The sequence below is a fragment of the Martelella lutilitoris genome (assembly GCF_016598595.1).
Classification (GTDB): Bacteria; Pseudomonadota; Alphaproteobacteria; order Rhizobiales; family Rhizobiaceae; genus Martelella; species Martelella lutilitoris_A.
This window is the reverse complement of record NZ_CP066786.1, coordinates 1,331,654-1,351,595: the sequence shown is the minus strand read 5'-3', so window position 1 is coordinate 1,351,595 and position 19,942 is coordinate 1,331,654. Positions and strand designations below refer to the sequence as shown.

Below are 19,942 nucleotides of genomic sequence, written 5' to 3'. Positions count from 1 at the left end.
ATTTCGTTTAGGCTTTGCTCTCCGCCGTGGCGCGGCGGCGTTGAAAATTTCGCCTGAAACCTGCAAAACCCTCGCGGAAGACAAAGCCTTATCCATTTGATGCAGGACACCGCGCCATGCCCACATTTCCAGCAAACCGTCTGACGCACGCAATGAGCGCCGCAACCGCGCTCGCGATTGCGCTGATTATGCTCTCCGCCATGCCGGCGAGCGCCCAGGAGAATGCCGCGCCGGAAACCGCCGCGCCGACGACCGGCCGGAGCATTGATCTCGGCGGAGAGCAGGACCCTACCACGGTGCGCGCGAATCACGGCGCATGGTCCATGATCTGCGACCAGCCTCCCGGCTCGACGCTCGAACAATGCGCGCTGATGCAGAACGTGATCGCCGACGACCGGCCCGAGATCGGCCTTTCCATCGCGGTGCTGAAGACCGCCGACCGGCAGGCGACCCTGCTCAGGGTGCTTTCCCCCCTCGGCGTGTTCCTGCCAGAAGGTATGGGGCTTTTCGTCGACGGCGTGAACATCGGCAAGGCCGCCTTCTCGCGCTGCTATCTCGACGGTTGCTATGTGGAGGTGGATATCGACGAGGACCTGATGAAGATCCTGCGCGCCGGCACCGAGGCCGTGTTCACGCTGAATTTCTCCATCGACCAGGACACGATCGGCATTCCGGTGGACCTTTCCGGCTTCGGCGAAGGCTTCGACGCCCTGCCCTGATATTGCGCCCGTCACATCCTATATGGAGGCGTGACACGGAAAAAGGACGAAAGCCATATGACGGACCGCGACCTGATCAGCCATTTCGACGCCGACGAAACCACGATCCGCGACATCGTTTCGGATACGCTGCATGGCGCCGATGACGGCGAACTCTATGTGGAATACAGCCAGAACGAATCGCTGACCTTCGATGACGGCCGGCTGAAGAGCGGCTCCTTCAACACCGGCCACGGCTTCGGCCTGCGCGCGGTTGCCGGCGAGGCGAGCGGCTTTGCCCATGCGGGCGAATTGTCCCTTGGCGCGCTCAAGCGCGCCGCCGCGACCGCCAAGGCCGTCACCTCCGGCTATGCCGGCACCTATGCCGAACCGCCGCGCGGCACCAATACCAGGCTTTATTCGGATGAAAACCCGATCGGCGCGCCGAGCTTCGAGGAGAAGGTCAGGCTTCTCGGCGAAATCGATGCCTATCTTCGCGAACGCGACCCGCGCGTGCGCCAGGTCTCGGCATCGCTTGCCGCAAGCCATCAGGTCGTCGATATCCTGCGAGCGGACGGCTACCGTGTCGGTGATGTCCGGCCAATGACGCGGCTCAATATTTCCGTCGTCGTCGGCGAGGGCGACCGGCAGGAGACCGGCTCCTTCGGCATCGGCGGACGGGAAGGCTTTGCCGACCTGTTCGCCCGCCAGGATTGGCAGTCGGGCGCGGAAGAGGCGTTGCGCAAGGCCTTCGTCAATCTCGAGGCAATCGAGGCGCCGGCCGGAACCATGGACGTCGTGCTCGGCAATGGCTGGCCGGGCGTGATGATCCACGAGGCCGTCGGACACGGACTGGAAGGCGATTTCAACCGCAAGGGCCTTTCCGCCTTTTCCGGCCTCGTCGGCGAGATGGTCGCCGCCCCCGGCGTCACCATTGTCGATGACGGCACGATCGCAAGCCGGCGCGGCTCGATCTCGATCGACGACGAGGGAACGCCCTCGGGCTATAACGTACTGATCGAGAACGGACGGCTGACGGGCTACATGCAGGACCGCATGAACGCGCGGCTGATGGGCGTCGCCCCCACCGGCAACGGCCGCCGTCAGTCCTATTCGGACCTGCCGATGCCGCGCATGACCAATACCTATATGCTCGCCGGCGACAAGACCAAGGACGAGATCATTGGCTCGGTGAAGAAGGGCATCTACGCCGTTACCTTCGGCGGCGGGCAGGTGGATATCACCTCCGGCCAGTTCGTCTTCTCCTGCACCGAGGCCTATCTGATCGAAAACGGCAGGATCGGAGCGCCGATCAAGGGCGCGATGCTGATCGGCAACGGACCGGACGCGATGAAGCGCGTTTCCATGGTCGGCAACGACCTTGCGCTCGACAACGGCATCGGCAATTGCGGCAAGGCCGGCCAATGGGTGCCGGTCGGCGTCGGCCAGCCGCATCTCAGGCTCGACCAGGTGACCGTCGGCGGCACGCAGGCTTAGCGTTTTTTTTACCGCTCATGATGTTTGATGGGCGCCATGTATTGCGTACCCGAATCTTCAGGCATCGCCGCGGGCGAAACCGGACTTGTCATCCGTCCATTCACGGCGGATGACAATGCCCGGCTGACCGCGATCTGGTATGCCGCCTCGCGCATCTCGCACCCCTTCCTGCCGGACGACCTCCTTTTGCGCCAGCGCCGCGAGATTTCCGAAAAATACTTGCCGGACACGGAAACCTGGGTCGCCGTCAGGAACGGTGACCCGGTCGGCTTCATCGGCCTGATCGATCAGTTCATCGGCGGGCTGTTCGTTTCGCCGGATGTCCAGAGCCTCGGCATCGGCGGACGGCTGCTCGACCATGCGTTTGCCCTCAAGAGCAAGCTGGCGCTTGAAGTCTATGCCGCCAACACGCGCGCGGTCGCCTTTTACCGTCGCCACGGTTTCTGCGGCGTGCGCCGCCGCGAAACAGACGACAACGGCCTGCCGCATCCCCTGATCCTGATGCAGAAACCATGCCCGGCCGGCCAAAGACGCCTCGGCCAGCTACAGAATCCGACGCGGTAGCAAGACCTCACTGCGCGAGATAGGCCTCGAGTACGGCGACAATCAGCCCGTGGTCGTCGGCGCTGGCCAGGCCGGAGACGGTGATGGCGGCAAAGACGCCGGCGCCCTTGATCCGCACCGGAAAACTGCCGCCGTGATCTGCAAAATCCTTGAGATCGAGGCCGATTTCCGGGCCGATGGTGCGGCCCTTGCGGCGGTGTTCCAGCTCGATCGCATAAGACGAACGGTGAAAGTGGAACACGACGTTCGATTTGCGCCGCGCCCACATGTCGTTGTCCGGCGCGGAACCCGGCAGGGCGGCATGAAAGAGCGTGCGGTTCGGCGTGCGGATATTGATCACCACCTTCGCCTCGTGCGTCAGCGCGCGGCCGACCAGCCGCTGACCAAGATCCCAGGCGTCGTCCTCGCTGAAGGTGGAAAACACCAGCCGCTCTTCCTGAGCGGCGACGTCCTTTTCCGTGTCTGCGATATCGTTCATTCTTTCCTCCCGTGCCGGAAATGTGACGTCTGTCAGGGATACATCCTGACCTTCTGCCAGCCGCCCTCGGGGCTTGCCCGGCGGAACTCGATCCGGTCGTGCAGGCGGAACTTGCCGTCGCGCCAGAATTCGATCGAGACCGGCTTCAGCCGGAACCCGGACCAGTAGGACGGGCGCGGCACCTCGCCGACGCCGTATTTGGCGGTATGCTGCGCCACGGCCTTTTCCAGCGCAAAGCGGCTTTCCAGCGGCCGCGACTGCTTCGAGGCCCAGGCGCCAATGCGGCTGGCGCGCGGGCGGGACTGGAAATAGGCATCCGCCTCCTCTTCCGACACCACCTCGACCGGACCGCGCAGTCGCACCTGGCGGCGCAGCGACTTCCAGTGGAAGCACATGGCGGCCTTCGGCTGACCAAGCAGCTCCCGCCCCTTCTGGCTTTCGAAATTGGTGTAGAAAACGAAGCCGCGGAGATCGTATTCCTTCATCAGCACCATGCGCACATTGGGAAGCCCGTCTTCATCGACGGTGGCGACCGCCACCCCGTTCGGGTCGTTCGGCTCGCTCGCCTGCGCATCCTTCAGCCACTTGCCGAAGAGCGCGAAGGGATCGTTTTCGGCTGTAAAATCCTTGGGGGTCTCGTCCGACTGGGACATGGCATCGTCTCCCGCATCGCGCCAGGCGGCGCGTTCCAATTCGAATCCCGCCCGAGAGCGAACCGTCTTCACTGCCACATCGCCGCCTGCAGAGAGGTTTCACGCACCCGGCCAGGCGCCGGTCGGGGCATTTTTGCAAGGGCTTGGCAATAACCTTTTCGGAAGCTAAAGCGGGTTCAGCACGGTTCTGATTGCTTGAACCGCATTGCTGCCTATGCCATAGGCAGAAACGAAGAGAGTTGCAAGGAGCATCGACACATGGCTGAAGCAAACGGCCTCATGAAAGGCAAACGCGGCATTATTCTCGGTGTTGCCAACAACCGATCGATCGCGTGGGGCATTGCCAAAGCGTGTCATGAAGCCGGCGCCGAAATCGCGCTGACCTGGCAGGGCGACAACCTCAAGAAACGCGTGGAGCCGCTGGCAACGGAGCTGAACGCCCTCATGGCCGGCCATTGCGACGTCACCGATCCCGCGAGCGTCGAAGCCGTTTTCAAGACGCTCGAGCAGGAGTGGGGCAAGATCGACTTCGTCGTCCACGCCATCGCCTTCTCCGACAAGGATGAACTGACCGGCCGCTATATCGATACCTCGCGTGAAAATTTCGCGAAATCCATGGACATTTCGGTCTATTCCTTCACCGCGATCGCCCGACGCGCCGAGCAGATCATGAATGAAGGCGGATCGATGATCACCCTGACCTATTACGGCGCGGAAAAGGTGATGCCGCACTACAACGTCATGGGCGTCGCCAAGGCGGCGCTGGAGGCGAGCGTGCGCTACATGGCGGTCGATCTCGGCGGTCGCGGCATTCGCGTCAACGCCATTTCGGCCGGGCCCATCAAGACGCTCGCCGGCTCCGCCATCGGCGATTTCCGCTATATTCTGAAGTGGAACGAGTATAATTCGCCGCTGAAGCGCAATGTCACCATCGACGAGGTCGGCAATACGGCGCTGTTCCTGCTCTCCGACCTTTCGACCTCTGTTACCGGCGAGGTTCTGCATGCCGACAGCGGCTATCACGTTGTCGGCATGAAGGCGGTCGACGCACCCGACATTTCGGTCGTCAAGGACTGAGTCTGACCGACGGCGCGGACCTTGCCCGCGCCGTTTTGCTTTGCGCTTTCTTCTCGCCGACGATAGATTTCGAGAGCCGCAACCGCGTTTCTGCGGGTGAAGATTTTCCAAAACATGTGCAAAACCCTCCTAACACTTTGAATTTTCGCTTCATCCTTTAATGAAAATTGAACGGTAAGAAATCGTGCTCATCTACGCCATACGTCACGGCCAGACCGACTGGAACGCCGAATACCGTCTGCAGGGACAGAAGGACATTCCGCTGAACGACACCGGACGCGGTCAGGCCCGCGACAATGGCGCGCGTCTTGCGGAAATTCTGGGCGATGAATCCCGGCTTTACGATTTTGTCTCAAGCCCGCTGTCGCGCACGCGCGAGACGATGGAGCGGGCGCGCGCAGCCATGGGCCTGACGCCCGAGCTCTATCGCACCGACGACCGGCTGAAGGAACTCTCCTTCGGCGACTGGGAGGGACGCACGCTGGAAGAAGTCGCCGGCTTCAGTCCGGCGCTTCTGCACGAACGCGAGAAGGACAAATGGGCTTTCGTTCCGCCGGGCGCCGATGCCGAAAGCTACGAAATCCTGTCCTGGCGGATCGGCGCCTGGCTGAAGGATGTCGTCGGCCCGACGGTCTGCGTCTGCCATGGCGGCGTGATCCGCAGCTTCTTCCGCATCGTCGGCGGCGTTTCGACGGCCGAGGCCGCCGAGCTTCCGATCCCGCAGGATGCCGTCTTGCGCATCGATCCGGGCGCCGGAGCGATCGGCTGGATCGAGTAGGCTTCCCCTCATCCGGCAATTGCGATAGAGCGAAGCCGCGCAACGACGGCAGAGGTAAACCATGTCGCACAACACATACGGACATCTTTTTCGCGTCACCACCTGGGGCGAAAGCCACGGTCCGGCGCTCGGCTGCGTCATCGACGGCTGCCCGCCCGGCATTGCCTTCGAGCTGGCGGAAATCCAGGCCTGTCTCGACCGGCGCAAGCCCGGCCAGTCGCGCTTCGTCACCCAGCGGCGCGAGGCCGACGCGGTGAAGGTGCTGTCCGGCGTCCTGCCGCAGGAAGACGGCCGGACCTATGTGACCACCGGCACGCCGATTTCGCTGATGATCGAGAACACCGACCAGCGCTCGAAGGACTACGGCGAGATCGCGCGGCAGTACCGCCCCGGCCATGCCGATTATACCTATGACGTCAAATACGGATTGCGCGACTATCGCGGCGGCGGCCGCTCCTCCGCGCGCGAGACGGCGGCCCGCGTCGCCGCCGGCGCCATTGCCCGCAAGGTGCTGCCGAATGTGACCTATCGCGGCGCGCTGACCCAGATCGGGAAGTACAGGATCAACCGCGAAAACTGGGACTGGGCCGAGATCGACAACAACCCCTTCTTCTGCCCGGATGCCGGGATGGTGCCGGTATGGGAACGCTATCTGGACGATATCCGCAAGGCCGGATCCTCGGTCGGCGCGGTGGTCGAGGTGGTTGCCGAACATGTTCCGGCAGGCCTCGGTGCGCCGATCTATGCCAAGCTCGATCAGGATATCGCCTCGAACCTGATGTCGATCAACGCCGTCAAGGGCGTCGAGATCGGCGAGGGCTTCAATGCGGCCGAACTGACCGGCGAGGAAAATGCCGACGAGATGCGCATCGGCAATGACGGGCGGCCGCGCTTCCTGTCGAACCATGCCGGCGGCATTCTCGGCGGGATTTCGACCGGCGAGCCGATCATCGCGCGTTTCGCCATCAAGCCGACATCCTCGATCCTGACGCCGCGCCAGTCGATCGATCAGGATGGCCGGGAGGTCGAGCTGCGCACCAAGGGACGCCATGACCCCTGCGTCGGCATTCGCGCCGTGCCGATCGGCGAAGCCATGCTCGCCTGCACCATCGCCGACCATTATCTGCGCGACCGCGGACAGACGGGCCGGCTGGCCTGAGACTGTGCAGCAACGGCGGGGGGCGGGCTGTTTCAGGACAGGTTTTCACGCCACCCCGTCAGGTATTCCACCCGCTCGACGCCGGTAAACCTGGCGAGCCGCTGCAGTTCGGCATCAAGCCTTTCCAGCCGCCCGGCGGCTGCCCGAACGCCGGGTTCAAGCCAGAGCTTTCGGACATCGAGCGTGCCGCGCTTGCGGTCTGCCTTCATGTCGATCCGCCCGATCAGCCGCGCGCCTTCCAGAAGCGGGAAGACGTAATAGCCGTATTGCCGCTTCGGTTCCGGCACGAAGACCTCGATCCGGTAGGAAAAGCCGAACAGGCGCTCGGCGCGCGCCCGGTCGCGCAGGAGCGGGTCGAAGGGGCTGAGAACGCGCACGCGCGCCGGCGGGTCCGGCACGTCGGCAAGGCTATCGACCTCTCCGGCCAGCGCAAGGGCCAGACGCGGCTTGCCGGCCTCCACGGTCTCAAGCGCAACCTCCGCCAGTTGGTCGCGGTTCTCCTCCACCCAGGCCTTCGCCTCCTGCGGCGTGATGATATCGAAAAAGGCGGCGATCTCGCCCGAGGTCGCAAAACCGAGCCTTTGAAGAGCCGCCCGGCAGGCCCAGTCGACGAAGGCGTCATGATCGACGTCGACGAGACGGTGTGCATCCGGGATCACCCGCTCGGCAAGATCATAGGCCTTCTGGAAATTGACGCGGTGACAGATGGCGACCCGTCCCGTGCGCCAGTGGTATTCGAGCGCGGTCTTGGCCGGGTGCCAGTTCCACCAGCCGCCGGAGACGTGATCATCCTCCTTCAGTTCGCGGGAAAACAGCGGGCCGTTGTCCCTGACGGCCGCATAGGTCTCCTCGAAAACCGCCTCGAAGCCCTCGCCCTGCCATTTGCGCCAGCGCGCGACGAGGCGTTCCTGCTCGCGGGCGAAGCGGTGCTTCCAGTAGGGGTAGAAGCGGGTGGGAATGAGCGAGGCGTCATGGGTCCAGTGCTCGAACAGGCCCCGGTCCTTTTCCAGAAGCGCGGCGAGATGCTGTCGGCGGAAGGTCTGGTTGCGGGAGAAGAGAATGAGATCATGCGCGCGCTCGACGGTGCGGATCGAATCGACCTGAACGAAACCGATCTTCTCGATCAACGCCAGAAGGCCCGCCTTGTCCATCGCCTGCCCCGGAGGGCCGGAAAGTCCCTGACGCGCGAGGAAGATGCGACGCGCATCCATGTTCGAAATCACCTTGGCCATGGACCAACGTTAGTGCGATTCGGACAAAATAAGAACATCCGGTCTTTCGAAACCGCGCTTTGATGCCTATAAGGAAGCGCCCGACAGTCTTTAGAGAAAACCGGGGACGCATGTGAAAATCGAATTTCTGGAAGCCGGCGTGACCTATGAGGGCCGCACGGCCCTTCACCCGCTGACATTGACGCTCACCGGCCGCCGCATCGGCGTTATCGGCCTGAATGGTTCCGGAAAGACCACTTTTGCCCGGCTGATCAACGGGTTGACGAAGCCGACGACCGGAAAAGTGCGCGTCAATGGCCGCGACACGGCGGAGGAACAGGCAGCGGTCGCAGCCGATGCCGGCTATGTGTTCCAGTCGCCGCAAAACCAGATCATCCTGCCGATCCTGAAGGACGATATCGAGCTTGGCCTCAAGGCGCGCGGCGTGGCGAAGACGGACCTGGCTCTGCGCGCGGAGGAAAGCCTTGCGCGGCTCGGCATCGCCCACCTCGCTACGCGCCGCGCCCACGAACTCTCCGGCGGGGAACTGCAACTCGCAGCCCTTGCCGCCGTGCTCGCCACCCGCCCTTCCCTGGTCATCCTCGACGAGCCGACCAACCAGCTCGACCTGAAGAACCGCCGCCGGGTCGCCGAAACCATTGATGCGCTCAATGAGGATGTGATCGCGATTTCGCACGATCTTTCAACGCTTTCCTCTTTCGAGCGCGTGTTGCTGTTCCATGAGGGCAGGCTTGCCGGGGACGGTCCGGCAGAGGCGATCATCGCGGACTATCAGGCGATGAACCGCTGATGCAGTCGCTTTATGTCGAGGGCAACACGCTTCTGCACCGCCTGCCGCCGGGCTTGAAACTTGGCGGGCTGGTCGTCTTCTCCATTGCCGTCTTCTTTTCCGGCGATCTCGTCTTTCTCGGCGCGCTGCTCGCCCTTGCCGCGGGGCTTTACGTCTCCCTGCCGATGCGGCCGCGCCAGGCGCTCGCCCGGCTCTTGCCGATCGGGGCGGCGATCCTTCTCGTCGGTGGCTTCAATCTGATCTTCAGCCCCTGGCAGGTGGCGGCGGTCTCCGTTCTCCGGCTTTCGGCGCTGATGTTCCTGGCAGCCGCGATCACGGCAGCGACGCCGGTTCCGGACTTCATCGATACCGTCACGCGCTTCGCCATGCCGCTTGAGCGCGCCGGCCTCGTCAAGGCGGCCGATATCGGCCTTGCGATCGGACTTGTCATCCGCTTCGTGCCGGATATCCTGCAACGCTATCACGCCATTCGCGATGCGCACCGGGCGCGGGGCATCCGCTTCAGGCCATCCGGCGCAATCGTCCCGCTGATCATCTTGACCTTGCGGGACGCCGACAGTATCGCCGATGCGATTGACGCCCGCGGCATTCGCGGCGGGCAGGAAAAAAGGAAGACGAAATGACCTCACGCGATCTGGTTCTGGTTGCGCTTTTCACGGCCATCATCGTGGCGCTCGGCATTCTTCCGCCGATCCCGCTCGCCTTCATCCCCGTGCCGATCACCGCGCAGACGCTCGGCGTCATGCTCGCCGGCCTGATCCTCGGGCGCAGGCGCGGCGCGGCTGCCGTTCTTCTCATGTTCGTTCTGGTCGCCATCGGCCTGCCTGTGCTTTCCGGCGGACGCGGCGGACTGGGCGCCTTCGTCGGCCCCACGGCCGGCTTCCTCATTGGCTGGCTGCCGGGCGCCTATATCGCCGGCGGCCTTGCGGAAATGCATGCCGATACAAAGAGCGCGCTGCGCCAGACCTTCGGCTTCTTCATTGCCGCAGCCATGGGCGGCATCGTGGTGGTCTATTTCTTCGGCATCGCCTGGCTTGCCTTCGGCGTCGGGCTCGGCATCTCCAAGGCCGTGGCGGGAACGGTCGCCTTCGTGCCCGGAGACCTGGTCAAGGCCGCCCTTGCCGCCCTTGCCGCCCGCGCGGTGATGGTCGGCTACCCGCTGCTGCCGCGACGCTCGGCCTGAGCCTCTCAGTCGAGGAAGGAATAAAGCCAGTCCCGCGTTTCCTCAGGCAGGGGCGCGGGCTCGCCGCTGTCGCGATGGACGGCGCTCCACAGGAGCTCGACCTCTGCGGCGATCTCGTTGCCGGCCTGCACGGCGACATTGAAGCCGATCGACTTGCCGCCGATCTTTGCCGCCCTGACGGTCAGTTCCGCGAGTTCGCCGTTGCGAAGGCCCCGGTAATAGGTGCAGCCGACCTTGCGCACCACATAGGCCGGCTCGTTTGCGACTTCGGGACGAAACCGCCAGAAATGCGCAAGCGCCTCTTCCGCGTGCTCGATATAGGCGGCCGTGTGCATGCGCCCGTGCATATCGATATCCCGGTAGGGAACGCGCAGTTCAATTCGCTCCGGATGCCTGTCGTCCATCGGACACCTTCCCGGCCGCCTGCCCTTCATGGGACTTGCGACCCGTTACGCAAAACCTCGGTCTTCAAAGCCCCCGCGATGCGGCATGGCTCATTCGTTCTATAGAACCTTTCCACATCAAATGAAACGATGCGGTCAGGGAATGGTTAGCGCCCGTCAGGCCGGAAGCCCGCGCCGGCTTGCAATCGCGCCGCCGTGCATTACCTTGCCTGAACGGTCCCGCCGCGTTAAGTGCGGGCGATGATCGAAAATTCAAGAGGCAGGACTATGACCGATCCGGCAAAGCCGACCGCCGTTAGCGAACTCACCTTCGAGCGCGCCGTAGACGAGCTCGAACGGATCGTCGCGCGGCTTGAACGCGGCGACGTGGCGCTGGATGAATCGATCGCCATCTATGCGCGCGGCGAGGAACTGAAGAAGCACTGCGAAAAGCTGCTGAACGCGGCGGAAGCGCGCGTGGAGAAAATCAGGCTCGACCGCGAGGGAAAACCCGCCGGAGCCGAACCGCTTGACGAGGCCTGAGGCCGATTGACAGCGCCCGGCGCTGAGAAAGGTGCCGTAATGTCGTTTTTCCCCGGACAAGACCCCGAATTCGGCGACGCACAGTCGTGCAATGCCGTCTCGCAATTGATCATTCCGCGCACCAGCGATATCGGCGGCTTCGAGGTGCGTCGCGCGCTGCCGACGATCAAGCGCAGACTCGTTGGGCCTTTTATCTTCTTTGATCGCATGGGCCCGGCGCGCTTCGGCGGCTATGGCGAGGCGCTCGACGTCAAGCCGCATCCCCATATCGGGCTTTCGACCGTGACCTATCTGACCACGGGCGAGATCGGCCACCGCGACACGCTCGGCAACCATACCGTCATCCGGCCCGGCGACGTGAACCTGATGACGGCCGGGCGCGGCATCGTCCATTCGGAGCGCACGCCGGAGGATCTCCGGCTGCGCCCGCATGCGCTCTCCGGCGTCCAGACCTGGCTCGCCCTGCCGGAAAGCGACGAGGAGACCGACCCGACCTTCGGCCATACGGAAAAGAACGCGCTGCCAACGATTTCGGAGGCGGGCGTCAGCGGGCGCGTGGTGCTCGGCGATTTCTGCGGCTTGAAGGCCGATGTCCGGACCTTCACAGACACCCTGTTCGTCGACATTGCGCTCAGGCCCGGCGCGCGGTTTTCCTTTCCCGCCGAGCATGAGGAGCGCGCGATCTACGTGCTGGAAGGCGAAGTGGAGATTGCCGGCGATCGCTTCGGCCCGGAGCAATTGCTGGTTCTGGCGCCCCTCGACACGATCACGATTTCCGGTTCCGGGGAACACGGATGCCGTCTCATGCTTTTCGGAGGAGCGGCTTTGGAAAAACCGCGGCATATCTGGTGGAACTTCGTCTCCTCCTCGAAGGAGCGCATCGAGCAGGCAAAGGAAGACTGGCGGCAGGGCCGATTCGGCCTCGTCCCCGGCGATGAAACGGAATTTGTTCCTTTGCCCGGACGCTGAAATTCGCTAGAACCGATTTAGAAACAGAAAACGCGCGTTCGTTTCGCGCACGAGGCTTCAAGACGTGACGCTACCGGCCAAAACCTCCATCCTCGACCGGATCAACCTGCCGGCAGACCTTCGCGACGTGGAAGACCGCGACCTGCCGCAGCTTGCGGGCGAAGTGCGCGCGGAGATGATCGACGCGGTTTCGCGCACCGGCGGGCATCTGGGCGCGGGCCTGGGCGTGGTCGAACTGACGATCGCCATCCACAAGGTTTTCAACACGCCGCATGACCGGGTAATCTTCGATGTCGGCCACCAGTGCTATCCGCACAAGATCCTGACCGGTCGGCGCGACCGGATGCGGACGCTGCGGCAGGAGAACGGACTGTCCGGTTTCACCCGCCGCGCGGAGAGCGAATACGACCCCTTCGGCGCCGGTCATTCCTCGACTTCGATTTCCGCCGGCCTCGGCATGGCGGTCGCCTCGAAGCTTCAGGATAACCCGCGCAACGTCATTTCCGTCATCGGCGACGGCGCGATGTCGGCGGGCATGGCCTATGAGGCGCTGAACAATGCCGGCGCGCTCGGCGCGCGCCAGATCGTGATCCTCAACGATAACGACATGTCGATCGCCCGCCCGACAGGGGCAATGAGCGCCTATCTGGCGAGGCTCGCTTCCGGCAGGACCTATCTCGAGGTCCGCGACTTTTCCAAGCGGCTGACCTCCTATCTCGGCAAATCGATCGACAGGGCGATTTCCCGCGCCGTCGGCCACGCGCGCGGCTTCGTCACCGGCGGCACCATGTTCGAGGAGCTCGGCTTCTATCATATCGGCCCGATCGACGGCCATTCCTTCGAGCACCTGTTGCCGGTGCTGCGCAATGCGCGCGACAATGCGCGCGGGCCGGTGCTGATCCACGTGGTGACGCAGAAGGGCAAGGGCTATGCCCCGGCCGAGGCCGCCGCCGACAAGTGCCACGCCGTCAGCCGTTTCGACGTGGTGACCGGCACGCAGGCAAAGGCCAAGCCGAATGCGCCGAGCTACACCTCCGTCTTCTCCAGGGCGCTGATCGAGGAAGCCCGTCATGACGAGAATGTGGTGGCGATCACCGCCGCCATGCCATCCGGCACCGGGCTCGACAAGTTCCAGGAGCTCTACCCGAGCCGGCTCTTCGATGTCGGCATTGCCGAACAGCACGCCGTCACCTTCGCGGCCGGCCTTGCAAGCGAGGGGATGAAACCCTTCTGCGCGCTTTACTCGACCTTCCTGCAGCGCGGTTATGACCAGGTCGTCCATGACGTCGCGATCCAGGGCCTGCCGGTGCGCTTTCCGATCGACCGCGCGGGCTTTGTCGGGGCGGACGGACCGACCCATGCGGGCTCGTTCGACACCACCTATCTCGCCACCCTGCCCGGATTCGTGGTGATGGCGGCCGCCGACGAGGCGGAACTGATGCACATGGTTCGCACCGCCGCCGACTACAGCGACGGCCCGATCTCGTTCCGCTATCCGCGCGGCGAGGGCACGGGGATCGAGCTGCCCGAACGCGGAGAAATCCTTCAGATCGGCAAGGGCCGGATCATTTCCGAGGGGTCGAAGGTGGCGCTGCTCTCCTTCGGCACGCGCCTTGGCGAATGTCGCGAGGCGGCAACCGTGCTGAATGCGGCGGGGCTTTCCACGACCGTGGCCGATGCGCGCTTTGCCAAGCCGCTCGACCGCGACCTGATCCGCCAGCTTGCCGCCCATCACGAGGTGCTGGTCACCATCGAGGAAGGATCGGCCGGCGGCTTCGGCGCCCATGTCATCCAGTTCCTCGCCAATGAAGGCCTCATGGACAACGGCTTGCGGGTGCGCCAGATGGTGCTGCCCGATATCTGGATGGAACAGGCCAAGCCCGAAGTGATGTATGAGAAGGCGGGCCTCGACCGCGACGGGATCGTCGATACGGTTTTCCGCGCGCTCGGCCGCTCCGGCATCTCGACCGGCACAACGGGCTAGAGCGCCGTGCGTCCATTCGGACGCACAAAGGACGCTCTAACCTATTGAATCTACGCATCGTGCTTTCCGAAAATCGATTCCGATTTTCGGACCGATGCGCTAGCCTTTCCGCCGAGGCTTGCGCTTGGCGGAAAATGCGTTCATGGAGCGGAGATGACCGACACCGCCCAGCGCCTCGACCAACTTCTGGTGAGCCTCAACCATTTCGAAACCCGTTCGCGGGCACGCGACGCCGTTCTGCGCGGCGCCGTCACGGTGAATGGCCGGATCGCGAGGAAGCCGGGCGAGACCGTGCCTGCGGGAAGCGCCATCGCTGTCGATGATCCGGCGGGCGCCTATGTCTCCCGCGCGGCGCTGAAGCTGATTGCCGCGCTCGACCATTTCGATATTTCGCCCGAGGGGGCCGACGCAGTCGATATCGGCGCATCGACCGGCGGCTTTACCCAGGTGCTTCTGGAACGCGGCGCGGCCCATGTGACGGCTGTCGATGTCGGCCACGACCAGATGGCCGGGCGACTTGCGGCAGATCCCCGCGTGACCAATCTCGAAGGCTTGAATGCGCGACGGCTTGCGCGCGAAGACATCGGCGACAGGTCCATCGGCTTCGTCGTCTCGGACGTCTCCTTCATCTCGCTGAAGCTGGCCTTGCCGCCGGCGCTCGCCCTTGCCGAACCCGGCGCCGTCTGCGTGCTTCTGGTCAAGCCGCAATTTGAGGCCGGCAAGGAGAATATCGGCAAGAAGGGCCTGTTGAAGGATCCCGCGCTCGGGCCGAAGATCGCCGAAGACCTGGAAGACTGGCTGGTTCGCGATCAGGGCTGGCAAAGCCTTGGCATCACTCCCTCCCCGATCGAGGGCGGCGACGGAAACCAGGAATATCTGCTTGCCGGACAAAAGCCCGGCGCAACCGAAAGGCTGGACCGTCATGGCCGCTGAAACCTTTGAGATCGAACGGCTCGGAAGCCAGGGCGACGGGATCGCCGCCCATGCGCAAGGCCCGGTCTTCATTCCCTTCACGCTGCCCGGCGAGACGGTGATGGTTGCGCGCGAGAAATCGAAAGCCATCATGCTGTCGCTGCTTGAAGCCTCGCCCGAACGGATCACGCCGGCCTGTCGCCATTTCGGGCCGGACGGCGAGAACGGCACCTGCGGCGGCTGCGCGCTGCAGCACCTCGAACGCTCCGCCTATGACGCCTTCAAGCGGCAAGTCGTGGTCGATGCACTCGCGGCCCACGGCATCGACTGTCCCGTCGCGCCGCTGGTGACGTCCGGGCCCGGAGAGCGGCGGCGCGCGAGCTTTGCCGGACGCCGCACGGAAAACGGCATTCTGCTCGGCTTTTCCAGCCCGGAAAGCCATCACATCGTCGCCATCGAGGAGTGTCCCGTGCTCTCGCCGACGCTTTTTGCGCGGCTTCCGGCACTGAAGCTTCTGGCCGGCATTCTGGTCTCCACCAGCGACCCCTTCCGCATCGCCGTCATGGAGACCGAGACCGGTCTCGACATCAGCTTTGCCGGCATCAAGGCGCCGTCGGAGAAACGCCGGCAGGCGGCCACCCGCGCGGTCATGAGCGTCAGGGGCATCGCCCGGCTTGCCATCGGCGACGAGATCATCGTCGAACCGGTGAAGCCGGAACTGAACCTTTCGGGCACGCGGGTTTTTCCGCCTCCGGCAAGCTTCGCCCAGGCGACGCTCGGCGCGGAAAAAGCGATGACGGACATTGTCGTCAGGCATCTGAAGGGCAGCAAGCGGGTTGCCGACCTCTTTTCGGGCTTCGGCACCTTCGCTCTCAGGCTGGCGGCGAAATCCCGCGTCCACGCCGTCGAGTTCGACGGGCCGGCGCTTGCGGCCCTCGACCAGGCCGTGCGCAACCGGCAAGGCCTGAAACAGGTGACGACGGAGCGGCGCGACCTCTTCCGCCGCCCGCTTCTGCCGCGCGAACTGGCGCCCTTCGACGGCGTCGTGTTCGACCCGCCGCGCGCCGGCGCGAAAGAACAGGCCGAGGAACTGGCGCGCTCGGATGTCGCCCGGATCGTTGCCGTATCCTGCAATCCGCAGACCCTTGGCCGCGATCTCGCCATCCTGAGGGATGGCGGCTATAGCATCGACACTGTCGTCCCGGTCGACCAGTTCTTCTGGAGCGCCCATGTCGAGGCGGTGGCCTGCCTCAGGCGGGACTGAGAGACAAAACAAGACCCCGCAGCTTGCACTGCGGGGCCCCCGATCTCACACGCCCATCCGCAATCAGTAATACGGCGACAGGCACTGTTTGCGCGGGCCGTTATAGGGCTGGAAGGTGTTGTCCGACGGGCGATAGGAGCGGTAGCGCGACTCGCACCAGTCGTAATGCTTCGGGTTCAGCCCATAGGTCTGCTGCGGCTGGCGGCTCTGGTTGGCCGCGACTGCGCCGCCGATGATCAGCGCGCCCGCGCCGAGAATGGCGAGCGGCACCCAGGCGTCGTCATTGTCGTCGTAGTAATATCCGGGCGGCGGCGGGCGATAGCCCCGTCCGCCATTATAGCCCCAGCCGCCTCCGTTGTAATAGCGCCTGTCATAACCGCGATTGCGGCCCCAGCCGCCGCGATTGTCGTTGTAGCGATCGCCGCCGCGATACTGCACCGTCTGCACGGCGTTATCCGCCGTCGGGGCCGGCTTCATCACCGGCATCGCCTCCGCAGGCAGAACGCTCACCGCCATGAATGCGGAGGCAATGGCGGCCGCCGCCGTTTTCCTTGCCAATCTGATCATCTCATTCTCCTGTTTGCCGCGCCGAAGGGTCGGTCGACGATATCCTTGGTTACAGGCAGAGACTAATCAAGCCCGCCTGAACCCAGGATTAACGTTTCAGAAAGGAGAAAGGGCGCGCGCCGCCGGTCAAAAGACGCCGCGCGCGTTCACAAATCGTGTTCTCGCGCCGTCTCAGTAATAGGGCGAGGTGCACTCTTTGCGTGGCCCGCTATTGGGCTGGTAGGTGTTGTCCGAGGCGCGGTAGGACTTGTAGTGGTCCTCGCACCATTGATAATGCTTCGGATTGATGCCGGCCTGAACGGGGGCGACATCGCCGGACGATGCGGCTGCCGCAACGCCGCCGCCAATCAGCGCGCCGGCGCCGAAGGTGATCGCCGGGCCCCAGTTGTTCCAGTAGGGGCCGCCATACCAGCCCGGACCATAAGGCCCGTAGGGACCGCCATAGACGGGGCCGAAATAGGGACCCGGATAGGGACCGACCGGCCTGTAGGGCGGCGGCGGATTGCCGTGCCAATGCGGCCCGTAGCGGCCGCCGCCATGCCAGCCGGGACCGCCCGGATTTCCGTGCCAGTGCGGAGCGACAGGCCCGTGGAGCCCGCCATGCAGCGCCGGACCGGGACCCATGGGCACGCCGTGATAGTGACCGAAACCGCCCCCATGGAAGCCGCCGCCATGAAAACCACCTGCGGGATGCGCCGCGGCCGGCGTGATCGCGGCTGCCGCCAGCATGCCCGCCGCCACGGCCGTGACGAATGCCTTCCTTACTGCCTTCAACATCGGCTTCCTCCTGAAGCAAACACCTGAAGCAAAGGCGGCGGACCGGGTAAGGGTCAAGCCGCAATCTTCGGTGGTGTCGGTAATCCTCTCAACCTGAATGCAGCATTAACGGAGGAGTTGTCCGGTGGAGGGTTCAGGCTCCGTCCTCTTCCAGTCCGATCAGGACATTGGCGACATTGTCGCCGATCTCGTGCACGCCGTAGCCGCCTTCCATGACGGTGAGGACCGGGATGCCGAGCCCGGCGACCCTGGCGCCCATGGTGCGGAAATCAGGCGTCCTCAGGCGGAAGAAGGAGATCGGATCCTTTTCGAAGGTGTCGACGCCGAGCGACAGGACCAGGGCCTCCGCGCCGAAGGCCGAAATCCGTCTGAGCGCGGCCTCCAGCGCCTCGCCATAGGCCGGCCAGGCGGTGTTGCGCGGCATGGGAAAGTTGGCGTTGTAGCCCTCGCCCCTGCCCTTGCCGGTCTCCTCCCTGTGCCCCCAGAAATAGGGGAAGGCATCATCCGGCTCGCCGTGCAGCGACGCGAAGAAGATGTCGTCGCGCTCATAGGTGACGTCCTGCGTGCCGTTGCCGTGGTGGAAATCGACATCGAGGATGGCAACCTTCTTTGCCCCATTGTCGAGCATTCGCTGGGCGGCGATGGCGGCATTGTTGAGGAAGCAGTAGCCGCCGTAGAGGTCGATGCCCGCATGATGGCCGGGCGGGCGGCAGAGCGCGAAGGCAAAGCGATGCCCCTCGCCGAGATAATCCGCCCCGGTCATGGCGCAGTCCTTCGCCGCGATCGCCGCCTCGTAGGTGCCCTCGGTGATCGAGGTTTCCACCGAATTGGCGTAATAACCCAGGAGCCCGTCGATGTTGTGCGGCGGCCGGGCGTGGTAGGAACGGCGCACGGGAAGCGAGATCGGGATCGCCTCGGTGGTGAAACCCGCCGACAGCCAGCGCTCCCAGACGGTTTCAAGGAACTCCAGATAGCCGGCATCGTGCAGTTTGAGGGGCACGGAAAGATCGTGGCGCGCCGGCGCGACCTCGTCGTCAAACCCCTTTTCCTTCAGCGCGGCCCGGATCCACTCCACCCGGAACGGCCCCTCAAACGGCTTCACCAGTTCTCCGCCATGCAGCTCGGTCTTGGCGTCACGCAGCTTGTGATCCTCGGAATAGATGACACGCATTTTCGGGGCCCCTTGACGAGAAAGATTTCCCCTCTGTCGGTAGCCCCATTCCGGCGCAAAATCCACAGCAGACGCCAAGTTCGTTGAGACAATTGTGACAACGCCATCATGGCGACGGATCAGAGAGACGCTTGTAGAAAAAGGTCGTGTCGCAATAGCCGCCTTCGGGATAAAGCGCATAGTCCGGCACCACGCCGACGCGGTTCCAGCCGAGGCGCGGATAGATCGCCTCCGCCGCGCTGCCGGTGGCGGTGTCGAGCACCAGAAGCCAGCGGTTCCGCTTGCGGCATTCCGCCTCCAACGCCTCCATCAGCAGGCGGGAAATCCCCCTCCCCCTGAAGGCGCGCAGCACGATGAGCTTCATCACATCGCCGCGATGCGGCTGGTTCGGCTTTTGTGCCAGCCCCGCTTGCACCGTACCGACAAGCTCGCCCTCTTCCTCGGCAACGGCAAGAATGACCGCGCCGGCGGCAACGCCCGCGGCCACCTGCCGCCAGAACGCTTCAACCGCGCCCGCATCATAAGGCGCCATGAAGCCCATGGAGGCATTGTCCTCGATACTGTCCGCCAGCAGCGCGCAGAGCGCGGGAATTGCGGCCTCGGCCTCGTTACCGTTCAAAAGCCTGATGTCCATGGCTGCTCCTGACTATGGCACCCGCTCGATGATCACCGAATAGGTGACATCGGTCGCGCCGGGATTTGAGAAAACATGCGGCTCGGCCACCGGCATGAACAGGCAGTCGCCCTTCGAAAGTTGACGGTTTTCCTCGCCGAACTCGACGTCGAGCACGCCATCCAGCACCCAGACGTGCTGGCGCAGCTCCGCCGCGCCGTGCTTGGGCGGATAGGCGATGCGACCGCCTGCGGGAAAGCGGATGAGCACGATATCGACCGCTGAACCGGTGCCCGACGGCGAAACGGATCGGCGGGTATAGCCGGTTTCGGGATCGCGCCAGACCGGCTGGTCGACCCGGCGCGACAGCGGATCGACAGGCCTGTCCGCATCGGAAAAGAAGGCCGAGAGCGACGTGCCGAGCGCGGCGCAGATCTTCGCCAGCACCAGCGCGGACGGCGAAGCTTCCGCCCGCTCGATGCGCGAGATCATTGCGCGGCTAACATCGGAATATTCCGCAAGCCGGTCGAGCGTCAGCCCCTTTTCGGCACGCAGCCTCTTGAGGTTGAGCGCAATGGTTCGGTCGAAAGTTGAGTCGATAATATCCATGATGCGATCATGGATTTCTACTATAGGAGAGTCAAGCGGAT

The 19,942-nt window shown here is 64.1% G+C and carries 23 protein-coding genes; 14 read left to right on the top strand and 9 right to left on the bottom strand.

Features of this window, described 5'->3' with window-relative positions; translation table 11 throughout:
• Positions 1–116 precede the first annotated feature (116 nt).
• The 3 genes from JET14_RS06345 to JET14_RS06335 are packed head-to-tail and all read left to right on the top strand — an operon-like array spanning position 117 to position 2,759.
• Positions 117–719 carry an invasion associated locus B family protein gene (locus JET14_RS06345; RefSeq protein ID WP_200337299.1) on the top strand — a complete coding sequence of 201 codons (603 nt, stop codon included), beginning with the start codon at positions 117–119 and terminating at the stop codon, positions 717–719.
• 57 nt (positions 720–776) lie between these two features.
• Positions 777–2,195, top strand: a complete 1,419-nt coding sequence (gene tldD / locus JET14_RS06340) for a metalloprotease TldD (RefSeq protein WP_200337298.1) — start codon at positions 777–779, stop codon at positions 2,193–2,195.
• A 36-nt stretch (positions 2,196–2,231) separates the two neighbouring features.
• On the top strand, positions 2,232–2,759 hold the full coding sequence (locus JET14_RS06335; RefSeq protein WP_200337297.1) for a GNAT family N-acetyltransferase: 528 nt from the start codon (positions 2,232–2,234) through the stop codon (positions 2,757–2,759).
• A 7-nt stretch (positions 2,760–2,766) separates the two neighbouring features.
• Here the strand turns inward: JET14_RS06335 and JET14_RS06330 are convergent, their stop codons facing one another.
• Positions 2,767–3,237, bottom strand: a complete 471-nt coding sequence (locus JET14_RS06330; RefSeq protein WP_200337296.1) for a heme-degrading domain-containing protein — start codon at positions 3,235–3,237, stop codon at positions 2,767–2,769.
• Between the two features lie 32 nt (positions 3,238–3,269).
• Positions 3,270–3,890, bottom strand: coding sequence for a pyridoxamine 5'-phosphate oxidase (gene pdxH, locus JET14_RS06325; protein ID WP_061449868.1), 621 nt, complete (start codon positions 3,888–3,890; stop codon positions 3,270–3,272).
• A 258-nt stretch (positions 3,891–4,148) separates the two neighbouring features.
• Here pdxH and fabI point away from each other — a divergent pair, with 258 nt between their 5' ends.
• The 3 genes from fabI to aroC all read left to right on the top strand — a co-directional run bounded on the left by fabI (position 4,149) and on the right by aroC (position 6,904).
• Entirely contained in the window at positions 4,149–4,967 is an 819-nt protein-coding gene (gene fabI / locus JET14_RS06320) for an enoyl-ACP reductase FabI (RefSeq protein WP_061449636.1), read from the top strand.
• 184 nt (positions 4,968–5,151) lie between these two features.
• Positions 5,152–5,745 (top strand): histidine phosphatase family protein, encoded by a 594-nt coding sequence (locus JET14_RS06315; RefSeq protein ID WP_200337295.1) that lies wholly within the window; start codon positions 5,152–5,154, stop codon positions 5,743–5,745.
• Positions 5,746–5,806: 61 nt separating this feature from the next.
• On the top strand, positions 5,807–6,904 hold the full coding sequence (gene aroC / locus JET14_RS06310) for a chorismate synthase (protein WP_200337294.1): 1,098 nt from the start codon (positions 5,807–5,809) through the stop codon (positions 6,902–6,904).
• 32 nt (positions 6,905–6,936) lie between these two features.
• On the opposite strand, the gene JET14_RS06305 is transcribed toward aroC, so the two are convergent.
• On the bottom strand, positions 6,937–8,136 hold the full coding sequence (locus JET14_RS06305; protein WP_200337293.1) for a winged helix-turn-helix domain-containing protein: 1,200 nt from the start codon (positions 8,134–8,136) through the stop codon (positions 6,937–6,939).
• A gap of 112 nt (positions 8,137–8,248) precedes the next feature.
• Here JET14_RS06305 and JET14_RS06300 point away from each other — a divergent pair, with 112 nt between their 5' ends.
• Genes JET14_RS06300 through JET14_RS06290 form a run of 3 tightly spaced genes read left to right on the top strand, consistent with a single transcriptional unit; the run spans position 8,249 to position 10,109 of the window.
• A complete protein-coding gene (locus JET14_RS06300) occupies positions 8,249–8,926 on the top strand; it encodes an energy-coupling factor ABC transporter ATP-binding protein (RefSeq protein WP_200337292.1) in 678 nt (225 codons plus the stop codon).
• A complete protein-coding gene (locus JET14_RS06295) occupies positions 8,926–9,549 on the top strand; it encodes an energy-coupling factor transporter transmembrane component T family protein (RefSeq protein WP_200337291.1) in 624 nt (207 codons plus the stop codon). Before JET14_RS06300 ends, JET14_RS06295 begins: the two co-directional genes overlap by 1 nt.
• Positions 9,546–10,109, top strand: coding sequence for a biotin transporter BioY (locus JET14_RS06290; protein WP_200337290.1), 564 nt, complete (start codon positions 9,546–9,548; stop codon positions 10,107–10,109). Before JET14_RS06295 ends, JET14_RS06290 begins: the two co-directional genes overlap by 4 nt.
• 5 nt (positions 10,110–10,114) lie before the next feature.
• On the opposite strand, the gene JET14_RS06285 is transcribed toward JET14_RS06290, so the two are convergent.
• Positions 10,115–10,513, bottom strand: a complete 399-nt coding sequence (locus JET14_RS06285) for an acyl-CoA thioesterase (RefSeq protein ID WP_061449629.1) — start codon at positions 10,511–10,513, stop codon at positions 10,115–10,117.
• A 267-nt stretch (positions 10,514–10,780) separates the two neighbouring features.
• Here JET14_RS06285 and JET14_RS06280 point away from each other — a divergent pair, with 267 nt between their 5' ends.
• The 5 genes from JET14_RS06280 to JET14_RS06260 all read left to right on the top strand — a co-directional run bounded on the left by JET14_RS06280 (position 10,781) and on the right by JET14_RS06260 (position 16,164).
• Entirely contained in the window at positions 10,781–11,035 is a 255-nt protein-coding gene (locus JET14_RS06280) for an exodeoxyribonuclease VII small subunit (RefSeq protein WP_200337289.1), read from the top strand.
• Between the two features lie 39 nt (positions 11,036–11,074).
• A complete protein-coding gene (locus JET14_RS06275) occupies positions 11,075–12,004 on the top strand; it encodes a pirin family protein (protein ID WP_200337288.1) in 930 nt (309 codons plus the stop codon).
• A gap of 64 nt (positions 12,005–12,068) precedes the next feature.
• Positions 12,069–13,988 (top strand): 1-deoxy-D-xylulose-5-phosphate synthase, encoded by a 1,920-nt coding sequence (gene dxs, locus JET14_RS06270; protein ID WP_200337287.1) that lies wholly within the window; start codon positions 12,069–12,071, stop codon positions 13,986–13,988.
• 153 nt (positions 13,989–14,141) lie between these two features.
• Positions 14,142–14,921 (top strand): TlyA family RNA methyltransferase, encoded by a 780-nt coding sequence (locus JET14_RS06265; protein WP_200337286.1) that lies wholly within the window; start codon positions 14,142–14,144, stop codon positions 14,919–14,921.
• Positions 14,911–16,164, top strand: a complete 1,254-nt coding sequence (locus JET14_RS06260) for a class I SAM-dependent RNA methyltransferase (protein WP_200337285.1) — start codon at positions 14,911–14,913, stop codon at positions 16,162–16,164. Before JET14_RS06265 ends, JET14_RS06260 begins: the two co-directional genes overlap by 11 nt.
• 63 nt (positions 16,165–16,227) lie before the next feature.
• Here JET14_RS06260 and JET14_RS06255 read toward each other — a convergent pair whose 3' ends face one another.
• The 5 genes from JET14_RS06255 to JET14_RS06235 form a co-directional block, all read right to left on the bottom strand.
• Positions 16,228–16,731: a BA14K family protein gene (locus tag JET14_RS06255; RefSeq protein WP_200337284.1), complete on the bottom strand. Its 504-nt coding sequence runs from the start codon at positions 16,729–16,731 to the stop codon at positions 16,228–16,230.
• A gap of 171 nt (positions 16,732–16,902) precedes the next feature.
• Positions 16,903–17,508 (bottom strand): BA14K family protein, encoded by a 606-nt coding sequence (locus JET14_RS06250; protein ID WP_024709634.1) that lies wholly within the window; start codon positions 17,506–17,508, stop codon positions 16,903–16,905.
• 133 nt (positions 17,509–17,641) lie between these two features.
• Positions 17,642–18,679, bottom strand: a complete 1,038-nt coding sequence (locus JET14_RS06245) for a histone deacetylase family protein (protein ID WP_200337283.1) — start codon at positions 18,677–18,679, stop codon at positions 17,642–17,644.
• Between the two features lie 106 nt (positions 18,680–18,785).
• Positions 18,786–19,313 carry a GNAT family N-acetyltransferase gene (locus tag JET14_RS06240; RefSeq protein WP_200337282.1) on the bottom strand — a complete coding sequence of 176 codons (528 nt, stop codon included), beginning with the start codon at positions 19,311–19,313 and terminating at the stop codon, positions 18,786–18,788.
• Between the two features lie 12 nt (positions 19,314–19,325).
• The gene (locus tag JET14_RS06235) at positions 19,326–19,892 is read right to left on the bottom strand and encodes a helix-turn-helix domain-containing protein (protein ID WP_200338004.1); all 567 of its coding nucleotides are present in this window, start codon (positions 19,890–19,892) and stop codon (positions 19,326–19,328) included.
• Positions 19,893–19,942: the final 50 nt, after the last annotated feature.

What these genes read in the sequence shown, in the direction of transcription:
- JET14_RS06295 (WP_200337291.1), top strand. Translation starts at nt 8,926, where the DNA reads ATGCAGTCGCTTTATGTCGAGGGCAACACGCTTCTGCACCGCCTGCCG.
- pdxH (WP_061449868.1), bottom strand. Translation starts at nt 3,890, where the DNA reads ATGTCCCAGTCGGACGAGACCCCCAAGGATTTTACAGCCGAAAACGAT.
- JET14_RS06290 (WP_200337290.1), top strand. Translation starts at nt 9,546, where the DNA reads ATGACCTCACGCGATCTGGTTCTGGTTGCGCTTTTCACGGCCATCATC.
- JET14_RS06345 (WP_200337299.1), top strand. Translation starts at nt 117, where the DNA reads ATGCCCACATTTCCAGCAAACCGTCTGACGCACGCAATGAGCGCCGCA.
- JET14_RS06280 (WP_200337289.1), top strand. Translation starts at nt 10,781, where the DNA reads ATGACCGATCCGGCAAAGCCGACCGCCGTTAGCGAACTCACCTTCGAG.
- JET14_RS06305 (WP_200337293.1), bottom strand. Translation starts at nt 8,136, where the DNA reads ATGGCCAAGGTGATTTCGAACATGGATGCGCGTCGCATCTTCCTCGCG.
- JET14_RS06285 (WP_061449629.1), bottom strand. Translation starts at nt 10,513, where the DNA reads ATGGACGACAGGCATCCGGAGCGAATTGAACTGCGCGTTCCCTACCGG.
- JET14_RS06255 (WP_200337284.1), bottom strand. Translation starts at nt 16,731, where the DNA reads ATGATCAGATTGGCAAGGAAAACGGCGGCGGCCGCCATTGCCTCCGCA.
- JET14_RS06250 (WP_024709634.1), bottom strand. Translation starts at nt 17,508, where the DNA reads ATGTTGAAGGCAGTAAGGAAGGCATTCGTCACGGCCGTGGCGGCGGGC.
- fabI (WP_061449636.1), top strand. Translation starts at nt 4,149, where the DNA reads ATGGCTGAAGCAAACGGCCTCATGAAAGGCAAACGCGGCATTATTCTC.
- JET14_RS06245 (WP_200337283.1), bottom strand. Translation starts at nt 18,679, where the DNA reads ATGCGTGTCATCTATTCCGAGGATCACAAGCTGCGTGACGCCAAGACC.
- JET14_RS06335 (WP_200337297.1), top strand. Translation starts at nt 2,232, where the DNA reads ATGTATTGCGTACCCGAATCTTCAGGCATCGCCGCGGGCGAAACCGGA.
- JET14_RS06260 (WP_200337285.1), top strand. Translation starts at nt 14,911, where the DNA reads ATGGCCGCTGAAACCTTTGAGATCGAACGGCTCGGAAGCCAGGGCGAC.
- JET14_RS06240 (WP_200337282.1), bottom strand. Translation starts at nt 19,313, where the DNA reads ATGGACATCAGGCTTTTGAACGGTAACGAGGCCGAGGCCGCAATTCCC.
- JET14_RS06265 (WP_200337286.1), top strand. Translation starts at nt 14,142, where the DNA reads ATGACCGACACCGCCCAGCGCCTCGACCAACTTCTGGTGAGCCTCAAC.
- JET14_RS06330 (WP_200337296.1), bottom strand. Translation starts at nt 3,237, where the DNA reads ATGAACGATATCGCAGACACGGAAAAGGACGTCGCCGCTCAGGAAGAG.
- aroC (WP_200337294.1), top strand. Translation starts at nt 5,807, where the DNA reads ATGTCGCACAACACATACGGACATCTTTTTCGCGTCACCACCTGGGGC.
- tldD (WP_200337298.1), top strand. Translation starts at nt 777, where the DNA reads ATGACGGACCGCGACCTGATCAGCCATTTCGACGCCGACGAAACCACG.
- JET14_RS06275 (WP_200337288.1), top strand. Translation starts at nt 11,075, where the DNA reads ATGTCGTTTTTCCCCGGACAAGACCCCGAATTCGGCGACGCACAGTCG.